The following is an 11,792-nucleotide window of genomic DNA, read 5'->3' as shown; positions in this document are numbered from 1 at the left end:
GCTACTCGATACGACCAACTCGCCGAGAGCTTCATCAGCATGGTTCATATTGCTACCGCAAGATACTGGCTCAAATTCGTCCACGCCGCCTAGCTTAAAGCCCCCTTTTCATAGCACTGTATTATTCACTTATCTGCCTGCTTAAAGGAGATTTGCAGTGGCTGCTAATATCCAAACCGAGAAGAAGCTCGAAAAGGCGATGCCCTCAAAATCTGCCGCCATTCATGAGCTGATACGTCGGGATGGTGAGAAAGAAATGAAACGCGAGGCTATAGCGCTCCTGTGGTCCGCCTTTGCTGGCGGCATCACCATGAGCACTTCAATGATGGCCAGAGGCATATTGGAAGCCTACCTTCCCGACACTCAGACATCCTATCTGATCAGTTCTGCGGGATACACCGTTGGGTTCATAATAGTCATTATTGCCAACCAGCAGCTCTTTACTGAAAACACCATTACGCCGGTGCTACCATTTATGACATCGCCAACAGTTTCCAACTTTATCAGGCTGGTGCGGTTATGGGCAATTGTTCTTGCGGGAAATTTGGCGGGAGGGGCTTTGGCTGCTATTGTCTTTGCTATGCTACCTATTTTCGCAGAGAATGTGACCGCATCGTTCACGTCGATGGGACACCATCTTATGGATAATTCCCCGATGCAGATGTTTGCTAAAGGGATCGTATCTGGTTGGCTGATTGCAACGTTGGTTTGGATGCTACACAGCACCAGACAATCTCATGTCATGCTGATTTTTCTGATCACGTATCTTATAGCCATTGGCGATTTTACGCACATTATTGTGGGTGCGATTGAGGTAAGCTTTTTGTTATTTATCGGCGAGACCTCTCTGTCAGAAAGTCTCTTCCGTTTTGGTCTACCCACATTAGTTGGAAATGTTGTCGGTGGCACATTTATTTTTGGACTTATCTCCCACGCTCAAGTCCGGGCCGACGATTAAATCTCAGCGAGCGAGCGTAAGGGCAAAGCTCGCCATTTCTTCTTGACTGGCAATCAGGTGGTTCTGCCGACAGCCAATTATGCCCACCTCAGCACATTTTTTGTCTGGACCGGACTTGCTGCTTCCGGCCCCATTCCGGTCGTTAGAATCCGACGACTTGACTGGCAAGCAGCACATCGCCCAACGACTGCGGCCAGCGGCACTCCGTTCACGGCGAAGAACGTCGTCGCTAGACATAGTATGTCACGACTTATGTCATCATATCCATCGGGATTGAACTGAGAAGAGATCTTTCTTCGAACACATATACCCTACTGAAGGCGGGCATTCGATTTCAGTCGCTGTGGGGGTGTATCATTTGCTTTACTGAATACACCCCTTTGCCCCTCTGTCATATATAAATTAAGCTGGGAGGTAAATTTCACGCACGCGCGCATCGCCGGACAACTTGTCAGCCGGGCCGGAGACGTGAATCTGGCCATGCTCGAACGCATAAACATAGTCGGCAATTTCGAGGGACAGATCGACATTCTGTTCGACCAGAACAATCGAGACACCCGCCTCGGCGAGCTTGATGATGATCTCGAAAATCTGGTGAATGATGATCGGTGCCAGACCCAGCGAAGGCTCATCGAGTAGCAGAAGCTCGGGATTGCCCATCAGCGAACGGGCGATGGCCACCATCTGTTGCTGGCCGCCGGACAGACGTCCCGCCAAGCTCTTCCGGCGGTCGGCAAGCACGGGAAACAGGCCATAGACATATTCGAACAACTCGGCTTCCGACTTGCCTCGGCCATCCAGATAACCGGCCAACAGGTTTTCTTCAATGGACAAATGTTGAAAGACGGCGCGTCCTTCGGGGCAATGGCCCAGACCGCGATTGGCAATCTGATATGGCTTCATGCGATCGATGCGATCGCCCTTAAAGCTGATCTGTCCCGCAGAGATTGGACACACTCCGCTTATGGAGCGCAGGAGCGTGCTTTTGCCTGCACCATTGGGACCAATGAGGGAAACAATTTCGCCAGCATGCAGCTCAAGGCTGATGCCATGCAAGACCTTCACCCGCCCGTATCCGGACTCGATTTGCTCGACTGCGAGCAGCGGCTTCGATGTCACTGATTGCACCTGGCTGGCCAAGATAAGCCTCCTGAACTTGCTGATTGTTGCGGATTTCGGTGGGCGTTCCATGCGCTAGCACGCTGCCGCGATTCATCACGTAGATCTCATCCGAAATGGACATGATGAGCTTCATGTCGTGCTCGATTAGAACTACGGCGATGTCGCCCGTTTTCAGATCGAGAATGTGGTGCTTCAGTTCTTCCGTCTCGCCATGGTTGAGGCCTGCTGCTGGCTCATCGAGGAGAATGGCGTGCGGATCGTTAACCATGGCCCGAGCCAACTCAACCAGCTTCTGCTGACCGTAGGCGAGCGAACCGGCCTGCCGTTGGGCGTGATGGGCAATGCCCAGCTTTTCAAGAATGGCATAGCATTTGTTGCGGCGATGACGTTCGGCACTGCGTCCGGGCAGGGCATCGGTGATAAGAGCGGTGAGCGTGCGCGGAACGAGCGCCACTTCAAGGTTCTGCATCACTGTCATGCCGTCGAACAGCCGGATGTTCTGATAGGTGCGCCCCAGTCCGGCATGGGCGACGCCATGCTTGGGCAAGCGTTGTAATTCGACGTCGTCGAGGACAATGCGGCCCGATGAGACCTGATAGGAACCGGCCGCCATATTGACAAGGGTGGATTTGCCCGCGCCGTTGGGGCCGATGATGGAGGTGATCTTCCCCGGCATCATGACGAGGGAAGCGTCATCGACGGCCTTATGCGCACCAAAGCTCTTGGTTACATGTTCAAAAGCAAGCATCAGCGCCTCCCCAGTTTGGCGACAAGCCACGAGGGACCATAATGACGACTGATGATGCCCATCGGGCGCATCAGAATGACGGCGACGAGGGCGAGGCCGAAGACCAACTGGCGATAGTCGGCATAATCGCGCATGAGTTCGGGGATCAGAACCAGAATGGCCGCACCCAGCATGGCACCGAACGGATTGCCGAGACCACCGACCACCAGCACGAGCACGATTGTGAGCGATTCCCAGAAGGTGAAACTTTCAGGGCTGACAAAGCGCTGCATGGAGGCAAAGACCACGCCGCAAATGCCGCCAATCACTGCGCTGGTGGCGAAGGCGACGAGCTTGACCTTGGTGGTGTTAACGCCACAGCCACGTGCTGCGTCCTGGTCCTCGCGCACGGCTGATAAGGCGATGCCTAGCGCGCTTTGTTGGAGTTTCCACACGAACAGGAAGGTGAGGATTAGGAAGCCGATCAGTAAATAGAGGAAGTCCAGCGGGGTGGAGATGGTCCAGCCGAGCAGTTTCGGTTCGTCTATGCGGGCGATGCCCTGTGGACCATTGGTGAGCCAGTTGAGATTGTTCATCAGCACGCGGATGATTTCGCCGAAACCGAGCGTGACGATGGCGAGATAGTCCCCCCGCAGTCGCAGCACCGGCAGTCCGAGCAAGACACCGGCAATACCGGCCAGCGTCGCACCGATGACCAGAATGACCGGGAAGGGCAGATGCAATCCAAGCTGGTCCGAAGCCAGAAGCGCATAAGTATAGGCACCGATAGCGTAGAAGGCGACATAGCCCAGATCGAGAAGACCGGCATAACCGACAACGATGTTCAATCCCATCGCCAATACGGCATACAGCAGGATCGTATCGAGCACGCGCAGCGGATAGGTCGGCAGGAATTGTCCGAGAATGATAAGAGCGAGGGGGAAGATCGTGAGCACCAGCAAGGTGCGCCCAAGGGCGCCAGTTGTCGGTGTCGGCGCGGTGCCTGCGCTCATGGAAGGAGCTTCAGAAGTCACTTTTATACACCATCGTTTCTTCGCTGACCTTGGCGCCCAGAAGACCGGACGGACGGAACAGAAGGATGAGAACAAGAACGGAGAAGGCGAAAATGTCGCGATATTCCGTACCGATGATACCGCCGGTGAGGCCGGGCAGGAGAGCGGTTGCGAATGTCTCGATGAAGCCAAGCATGATGCCGCCGAGCATCGCACCGGGAATGGAGCCAATACCGCCAAGAATGGCTGCCGTGAAGGCTTTCATGCCAATGACGAAGCCCATCGTAAAGGTTGCGACGCCATAATAGGATGCGTAGAGCAAGCCCGCTACTGCACCGAGGCCGGGGCCTATGAAGAAGATCACGGAGATCGGGATGTTGGGATTGATGCCGATCAACGATGCGGTATTGGCGTTTTCCGCGACCGCGCGGATGCGGATGCCTATACGGCTGCGATTGACGAAAAGTTCCAGCGTCACCATCAGAATAAGTGCGATGGCGAGAATTGTAATTTGTTTCCAGGTGATGATGATACCACCAATTTCAACTACACCGCTCGGCAGCATAGATGGATAGATGATCGGACGGCGGCCCGCCAGAAGCATAACGACATTCTGGATAATAACGGCCATACCGAGGGCCGATAGCATGGGGGCGAGGCGCGATTTGTTGCGCAATGGTCGGTAGGCTGCAACTTCGATCGACATGCCGAGGATGCCGATAACAACGAAAGCGAGAATGCCGACGACAATGGCCGCACCGGGGAACCCGGAAATGCCGAGCGATCCGCTCAGAAAGACAGCAACGAACGCACCCGACATGAACATTTCGCTGTGCGCGAAATTGATGAGGCGCAGAACGCCGTAAACCATCGTGTAGCCGAGCGCGATCAGCGCATAGATCGAGCCAACCGTCAGCGCGTTGACGGTTTGCTGGAGAAGGAAGGAAGACATCTGCGAAGCCTCGATTGTCGAGGAGCGCCGGGGACAAGCATGGCTTGGCCATGCTCAATGACATAGGGGATTCCCGGACGCACCGATTCCAGCCATTGATCACGGGCCCCGAAGGAGAGGGCCCGTTCTCGTCAGGCGTTTTACTTCACAAGGGCGAACTTGCCGCCTTCGACCTTGTAAAGGAAGATGAAGGGCGTGTTCAGTTCGCCATCCGGCTTGAAGGAAACCGTGCCAACCATTGTTTTGAGATTAGTTTTGGCAATCTCTTCCGAAATGGCCTTGCGGGAAAGTGGCGCAGGCAGCTTTTTCATGGCTTCGAGAATGACCGAAGCCTCCACATAGCCATAAGCCGAGTATGGTCCGGCATCTTCACCAAATGCGTCCTTGTAGGACTTGGCGAAAGCTTCGAGTTCCGGTGAGGAGTCGTAAGGCGGTGCCTGGAAGGACACGATAGCGCCTTCGGCGTTTTCCGCGCCGGCACCATTAATAAAGTCCGGTGCGAAAGCGGAGTCTGCGGCAAAAATGGTCGCTTTGATGCCGAATTCACGCGCCTGCTTCACGAAGAGACCAACGGCAGGCATGACGCCGCCAAAATAGATCACGTCCGGATTTTCGGAACGTATGCTGGTCAGAAGCGCGGAGAAATCGACGTCGGTTTGGGTGACACCGGAGAAGGACGTCACCTTGCCACCGTCCTTGGTGAAAGTGTCGCGGAACACTTCGGCCACGCCTTGTCCAAAGGCTTGCTTGTCATGGACCACAGCGGCAGCTTTTGCTTTGAGAGTCTTGACGGCGTAATCGGCAGGAGCTGACCCCTGCGAAAGATCGTTTGCAATCGGACGAAAGAGATTCTTGTAACCCGATTGGGTGACCTTCGGGTTGGAGGCGTTAGTTACCTGGGGTAGATCGCACCGATGATAGACGTCGGAAGACGGAATGGTAACGCCGCTGTTGAAATTGGCAACGACGCCCATCATCGCGGCATTATCGCAATGCTTCTGGGCGATCAGCGTGCCCTGTTTCGGATCGGCGTTGTCGTCATCGCGCTGGAGCACGACTTTCTCACCGTGGATGCCGCCAGCCTCGTTAACCTGACGGATAGCGATCTCCATACCGTTCATCCAGGTTACACCGAAAATGGATTCGGCATTGGTAAGCGGTCCCGCCGCACCTATGACGATATCCGCATGTGCGGTGCTGGTCACACCCACAGCCGCAATGGTTGCGACGAGAAACTTCTTGTACGCTTTCATGTTACCCTCTTTTGGTTTTTCTGGCCTTTTTGACCGGTTTTATTTTGCCTTGGCGGATGAGCTGTTATCCGCTGCTGCTCCTTATTTCTCTTTAGGCAGTTTCCTGATCCCTGCGGTCTGAACGACTTTCGATCAGTGATGTCATCAGATTGTTGGCGACGCGCTGGATGTGCATACGCAACGATCCCACCGCACGTTCTGTGTCCCTAAGGCGAGCATAGGCGAGGATGGCGCGGTGATCGGCCAGTTCCAGTTCCACGTCCTGTGCCACAGCGATCTGGAGATTGATGTAGCGATTGGCGTTATCATGTACGCTCTTGAGCAGTTTCAGGGCTACCGTGCGGCCACTTGGCGCATAAAGCGTTTCGTGAAACTGCCAGTTCAGGTCACCCCAGTTCTCGACATTGCCTTCGACCATCGTCTCGTCGGTCAACTGCTCGGCGCGCAACAAATCGGCTTCGCTGAGGCGCGGGATTGCCGTTTCGAACAGCCACGTCTCGAGATGGATGCGGATATCGAAGAGTTCCTGGATTTCTGCCAGCGACAAGGCGCGAACGACTGTTCCCTTGTGGAGTTCGGACTGAACGAAGCCTTCTGCCTCAAGTTGGCGGATCGCCTCGCGGATCGGAATGCGCGAAACGCCAAGTTCGGTTGCCAGCGCTTCCTGACGCAGCGGGGTGCCTTCGCTCAGTTCACCTGCAATGATGCGGCGGCGCAATTCGACCACGATCTGATCTGTCAGGGATTGCCGCCCGATTTTTTTCGACATTGATTTCTCCATTTCAAAATTGGATACAATATGCAAATTTCAGAGTCAATAATGAAAACATGTACTCTAATGTAACAAATATAGAAAAATAATTTCACTTTTGACGTTGACGGCGACATTTTTTGCATTACGATTGTATATCGTATCCAATATCGACGAGCTTCAGCTCGCACCAGGGGAATAAAATGACGAATGAAAAAACGCGGGCCGTCGCCGGTGAGGGCCCCTGTGGAGAGGTCCTTATTGTGCAGCCCGGTGCTGCCGAAAGTTACTGGCAGCCCGTACCGGCAAACGGTTCCATCGATGTCATCTTTGCCCCGCACCGTGTTCCGATGGAACATCCGATCGGCTTCGGCACACAGACCGTTCCGCCGGGCGGTTATGTTCGTGAACATGCGCATGACCAGAATGAGGAAGTCATTTTCGTGGTTTCCGGCAAGGGCCGTGCGGTGATCGATGGCGAGAGCCATGAAATGATCCCCGGCTCTGCATTTTTCATCGGCAAGAACCGCCGCCACATGTTCATTAATGAAGGCGAGACCGATATTTTCTGGACCTGGCTCATCGTGCCGAACGGTCTCGAGGATTTCTTTCGCCTGATTGGGCGCGTCCGCGCCGATGGGGAGCCTGCGCCGGAACCGTTCCCCCGGCCGGAGAATGTTTTGCAAATCGAGCGTGACACGGTTTTCGCGGTGCCACCGTCCGACCCGCACAAGGTCTGATCCGCTTCCGTTCAATATCCAGTTTATGTCTGGCTGAGGCCGGCATTTCAACAAGGCTTGAGGCGACCCGCGATTGGTGGGTCGGCATGCCGCTTATATTCGAGGAAAACATGCGTCTCAAAGACAAAGTCGCCATTATCACCGGCGCCGGTGCCGGTATCGGCAAGGCCGCCGCTCAAATTTTTGTTCGCGAAGGTGCGAAAGTCATCGTCGCGGATCGCGACGGTGCGAAGGCTGCGGCAGTCGCTGCTGAACTTGGCGCTTCTGCGCTATCGTTCACTGTTGACGTTTCCAGTTCCGAGGAAGTCAAGGCCATGATCGATACGACGGTCAAGACGTTTGGCCGTCTCGACATTCTGGCCAATAATGCCGGTTACGGCATTCCCGGCACAGTCGTCGATACGGCGGAAGAGGACTGGGACGCGCTGATGGCCGTCAATCTCAAGGGCGTCTATCTGTGCTGTAAGCATGCGATCCCGGTCATGGCTGCGCAGGGCGGCGGCACGATCGTCAACACCGCTTCCAATGTTGCGACGGTCGGCATTTTCGATCGCGCGGCCTATGTCGCGTCGAAAGGCGGAGTTGCCGCGCTGACCAAGGCAATGGCACTTGACCATGCCAAGGAAAAAATACGTGTCAATTGCGTTGCGCCGGGCGTGACCTGGTCGAGCTATTTCGAAAAGATGGTTGCGACAACGCCTGATCCGGATGCTTTCAAGAACGCCTTGAAAGCGCGTTCGCCAATCAACCGCTGGGCCGAACCGCAGGAAATCGCAAACTGCATTCTGTGGCTTGCCTCGGATGAAGCGTCGTTTGCGACGGGAGCTATGTTCACCGTCGATGGCGGCATGTCAGCCTGGTAATAGAGTTGTAATTGATATGATCGCGGCGCCTGAACAATTGCCCCACATCGCTCTTTTGGGCTTCGGTGCCATCGGCAGGGATTTGTGCAGCAAGCTTCTGACCTATCGTTGTAAGGTCAGTGTGGTTCTGCGCAAAGGTGCTGCAACGCCGGACCAGCCACCCCAAAGGGTCCAGTTTGTCGATTCTATCGAAGCGTTGCTGGCATTGAAACCTGCCCTTGTCATTGAGGTCGCCGGACAGGATGCCTTGAAAGCGTCCTGTCCGGTTTTTTTAAGCGCTGGTGTGGATGTGATTGCGGCCTCGGTCGGAGCTATCGGTGACGTCGCTTTCCAGCAGATAGCGGCCGAAGCGGGCCACAAGGGGGGTGGTCGTCTAATCTTTCCGACCGGCGCGGTGGGTGGTCTCGATTATTTGGGCGTGGTCGCGCAGGCGACTGATCTTTCGGTAACCTATACGTCGCGCAAGCCTGTGTCTGCTTGGGCAGGTGAATTACGGCAACTGGGGCATGATCCGGCAGCGCTGAAGGAGGCGGTCGTTCTCTATGAGGGCGACGCAATACGCGCTGCGCAACTCTATCCTCGTAATCTCAATGCCGGGCTGACCGTTGCGCTCGCTGCCGGGATTGAGCGCACTGTCGTTCGTGTGGTGGCGGATCCTGCGGTCCGGTTGAACACGCATGAGATCGAAGCCAGCAGCGCATTCGGTGAGGCCTTCATGCGCTTCGCCAATCTGCCGTCGCCCGACAATCCAAAGACATCGGCGATCACGGCAGCGAGCCTGTTGCGCGAAGTCACACATTATTTAGCCGGACGGTTGATCCCGGAACAATGAATGGATGGAATGCCGAATGAGCCATATTCTCATTGCAGGAGCCGGTATCGTCGGATTGAGCGCGGCGCGTTCGCTTCTCGCCGAGGGACATGAGGTCACCATTGTCGACCGCGACCCGACGGGTGACAAGGCATCGTTCGGCAATGCCGGTGGCCTTGGCGTGACCGAGATCGTACCGGCCAGCGTGCCGGGCCTGATCTGGAAAATACCCGGCTGGCTGCTTGATCCGCTTGGACCGCTTTCCCTGCGCCCCGCCCATTTTCCCAAACTTGTGCCTTGGTTGGTGCGTTTCATGCGCAGCGGGTCACAGTCGGAAATGCTGCGTATTACCAAGGCACTCGCCGCGTTGACCGCGCCAGTTTATGAGGATTATCTGCCGCTTCTCGAAGAACTCAAACTGACAGGTGAATTGCATCAGGTCGGGGCACTCTGGGTCTATGAGACCGAGGCTGCTTTTAAGGCTGATGCGGCAGATCGCGAACTGCGGCGCAGGTATGGTGTCGTCTTCGACGAGATGGACGGTGACGACGCTCGCAGGCTCGAACCGGCACTCGGCAAGGCGGTGGTGCGTGCGGCTTTGACGCCGCAATGGTCGCATTTCGATGACCCCAAGCGTGTGGTGGATCGCCTGCGCGATCTGGTGGTCGCCAAAGGGGCGACGCTCGTAACAGATGAAGCGCGTGCAATCGATGGCCAGCAGTTGCGCCTGTCGGGTGGGAGCGCCATTGGCTTTGATCAACTGGTCATTGCGATCGGCGCATGGTCGCCAAGACTTGCAAGGACCATTGGCGACCGCGTTCTTCTTGAAAGTGAGCGTGGTTATAATATCACGATTCCCAATTCGGGCGTGTCGCTCACGCGTGAAGTGATTTTTGCCGAGCGCAAGTTTGTTGCGACACCCATGGATATGGGGTTGCGGATCGGTGGCGCTGCCGAATTTGCGGGTCTGGAGGCTGCACCGAACTATGCACGCAGCGATGCGTTGGCCAAACTAGCGCGCCGTTACCTGCCCGATCTCAAGTCGACTGACGGCACCCGCTGGATGGGACATCGGCCAACGACGCCGGACACTCTGCCGGTCATCGGGCGCTCGCCGCGCCGCAATGACATTATCCATGCCTATGGTCACAGCCATGGTGGTCTGACGCTCGGGCCGACAACAGGCCGCCTGATCGCCGATCTGGTAGCTGGAAGAAAACCACCCATCGATCTTTCACCATTTTCCGTCAGCCGTTTTTCCTGACCTGGAGCCTTACATGAATCCCCACACCTTCATTTGTGTCGATGCCCATACATGCGGCAACCCGGTCCGTGTCGTCTCTGGCGGTGCGCCGATCCTGCCCAATGTCAGCATGGCTGAAAAACGCCAGCTTTTCCTGCGTGATCACGACTGGGTGCGTCAGGCGCTGATGTTCGAACCGCGCGGCCACGATGTCATGTCCGGCTCGATCCTCTATCCGCCGTCCCGCGACGATTGTGATCTCGGCGTGCTGTTCATTGAAGTGTCCGGCTGTCTGCCCATGTGCGGACACGGTACCATAGGCACCGTGACGGTAGCGCTGGAACAGGGCTTTGTCGTGCCGAGGACCGAAGGCAAGCTGGTGCTGGAAGTACCCGCCGGTCGTGTCGAGGTTGAATACAAGCGCAATGGCCGTTTCGTGGATGAGGTCCGCATCTACAATGTGCCCGCCTATCTTCACGCAAGCGAAGCGAAGATTGATGTTCCGGGTATGGGCGAACTGGTGGTCGATGTGTCCTATGGCGGCAATTTCTATGCTATCATCGAGCCGCAAAAAAACTGGGTTGGTCTCGACACGATGGGCGCCGACGACATTCTCAAGATCAGCCCGCTGGTGCGCAAACTGGTGCAGGACGTTGTCGCTCCGGTGCATCCGGAAGACGACCGCATTGCCGGGGTCAGCCATGTTATGTGGGCTGACAAGGGCAAACACCCCGAAGCCGATGCGCGCAATGCCGTGTTCTATGGTGATAAGGCGATCGATCGCTCGCCGTGCGGCACTGGCACATCCTCGCGCATGGCACAGCGCGTCGCCAAGGGTTTGCTGAAAGTTGGCGAAACCTTCGTGCATGAATCGATCATCGGCACGCTGTTCCATGGTCGCGTGGAAAGTGCGGCAGAAGTTGCGGGTCGTCCCGCCATTCACCCGAGCATTGGCGGTTGGGCGCGTGTCACCGGTTATAACACCATACTCGTGGACGAGCGCGATCCGCTTGCTCTCGGCTTTCAGGTAAAGTGAGCAAACAATGATCCTCGAAGAGCGTGATTATCATATTGTTCCGGGTCGGATGGCTGAGTTCCTTGCGACTTATGAAAAGCTCGGTGTCGCCATTCAGACGGAAATTCTCGGCGGCTTTGTCGGACACTTCGTTTGCGATATTGGCGAATTGAACCATGTTGTTGCGCTCTGGCGGTATGAGAATATCGCCGAGCGTGAGGAGAGGCGCGCCCGCATGCTCGCTCACCCTGGATGGCAGACCTATCTCGAAGCGATCAAGGGCATAATCGAACGTCAGACCATACGTATTCTCAAGCCAACCGCTCTTTCACCGATGGTGTAAC

The 11,792-nt window shown here is 55.9% G+C and carries 13 protein-coding genes and 1 pseudogene; 8 read left to right on the top strand and 6 right to left on the bottom strand.

All coding sequences use genetic code 11. The annotated features are described in order from the left end of the window. Both FHW00_RS24650 and FHW00_RS23500 read left to right on the top strand, forming a co-directional pair. Positions 1–93: pseudogene (locus FHW00_RS24650) on the top strand (IS5 family transposase); the annotation flags it as partial. 64 nt (positions 94–157) lie between these two features. Further along, positions 158–958: a formate/nitrite transporter family protein gene (locus tag FHW00_RS23500; RefSeq protein WP_445558017.1), complete on the top strand. Its 801-nt coding sequence runs from the start codon at positions 158–160 to the stop codon at positions 956–958. Positions 959–1,360: 402 nt separating this feature from the next. Here the strand turns inward: FHW00_RS23500 and FHW00_RS23495 are convergent, their stop codons facing one another. The 6 genes from FHW00_RS23495 to FHW00_RS23470 form a co-directional block, all read right to left on the bottom strand. Further along, positions 1,361–2,023 carry a branched-chain amino acid ABC transporter ATP-binding protein gene (locus FHW00_RS23495; RefSeq protein WP_078341081.1) on the bottom strand — a complete coding sequence of 221 codons (663 nt, stop codon included), beginning with the start codon at positions 2,021–2,023 and terminating at the stop codon, positions 1,361–1,363. Next, a complete protein-coding gene (locus tag FHW00_RS23490) occupies positions 1,995–2,828 on the bottom strand; it encodes an ABC transporter ATP-binding protein (RefSeq protein ID WP_078341082.1) in 834 nt (277 codons plus the stop codon). The genes FHW00_RS23495 and FHW00_RS23490 overlap by 29 nt, the downstream gene beginning before the upstream one ends. Next, a complete protein-coding gene (locus tag FHW00_RS23485; RefSeq protein WP_078341083.1) occupies positions 2,828–3,820 on the bottom strand; it encodes a branched-chain amino acid ABC transporter permease in 993 nt (330 codons plus the stop codon). Before FHW00_RS23485 ends, FHW00_RS23490 begins: the two co-directional genes overlap by 1 nt. Before the next feature lie 10 nt (positions 3,821–3,830). Further along, positions 3,831–4,772: a branched-chain amino acid ABC transporter permease gene (locus tag FHW00_RS23480; protein ID WP_078341084.1), complete on the bottom strand. Its 942-nt coding sequence runs from the start codon at positions 4,770–4,772 to the stop codon at positions 3,831–3,833. A gap of 140 nt (positions 4,773–4,912) precedes the next feature. After that, positions 4,913–6,025, bottom strand: a complete 1,113-nt coding sequence (locus FHW00_RS23475; RefSeq protein ID WP_078341085.1) for a branched-chain amino acid ABC transporter substrate-binding protein — start codon at positions 6,023–6,025, stop codon at positions 4,913–4,915. 91 nt (positions 6,026–6,116) lie between these two features. Continuing rightward, positions 6,117–6,794, bottom strand: coding sequence for a GntR family transcriptional regulator (locus tag FHW00_RS23470; protein WP_078341086.1), 678 nt, complete (start codon positions 6,792–6,794; stop codon positions 6,117–6,119). Between the two features lie 185 nt (positions 6,795–6,979). Between FHW00_RS23470 and FHW00_RS23465 the strand changes: the two genes are divergently transcribed. From FHW00_RS23465 to FHW00_RS23440, 6 genes are all read left to right on the top strand, one after another. Further along, positions 6,980–7,516: a cupin domain-containing protein gene (locus FHW00_RS23465; protein ID WP_078341087.1), complete on the top strand. Its 537-nt coding sequence runs from the start codon at positions 6,980–6,982 to the stop codon at positions 7,514–7,516. Between the two features lie 110 nt (positions 7,517–7,626). Next, on the top strand, positions 7,627–8,379 hold the full coding sequence (locus tag FHW00_RS23460) for an SDR family oxidoreductase (RefSeq protein WP_078341114.1): 753 nt from the start codon (positions 7,627–7,629) through the stop codon (positions 8,377–8,379). A gap of 16 nt (positions 8,380–8,395) precedes the next feature. After that, the gene (locus FHW00_RS23455) at positions 8,396–9,211 is read left to right on the top strand and encodes an aspartate dehydrogenase (RefSeq protein WP_078341088.1); all 816 of its coding nucleotides are present in this window, start codon (positions 8,396–8,398) and stop codon (positions 9,209–9,211) included. Between the two features lie 16 nt (positions 9,212–9,227). Further along, positions 9,228–10,454, top strand: a complete 1,227-nt coding sequence (locus FHW00_RS23450; RefSeq protein ID WP_078341089.1) for an NAD(P)/FAD-dependent oxidoreductase — start codon at positions 9,228–9,230, stop codon at positions 10,452–10,454. A 13-nt stretch (positions 10,455–10,467) separates the two neighbouring features. Beyond that, positions 10,468–11,469, top strand: coding sequence for a 4-hydroxyproline epimerase (locus FHW00_RS23445; protein WP_078341090.1), 1,002 nt, complete (start codon positions 10,468–10,470; stop codon positions 11,467–11,469). 7 nt (positions 11,470–11,476) lie between these two features. Then, positions 11,477–11,791, top strand: a complete 315-nt coding sequence (locus FHW00_RS23440) for an NIPSNAP family protein (RefSeq protein ID WP_078341091.1) — start codon at positions 11,477–11,479, stop codon at positions 11,789–11,791. Position 11,792: the final 1 nt, after the last annotated feature.

Source organism: Ochrobactrum sp. P6BSIII (genome assembly GCF_014138065.1).
GTDB lineage: Bacteria > Pseudomonadota > Alphaproteobacteria > Rhizobiales > Rhizobiaceae > Brucella.
The sequence above is the reverse complement of the archived record's forward strand: the minus strand, read 5'-3'. Positions and strand labels throughout refer to the sequence as shown.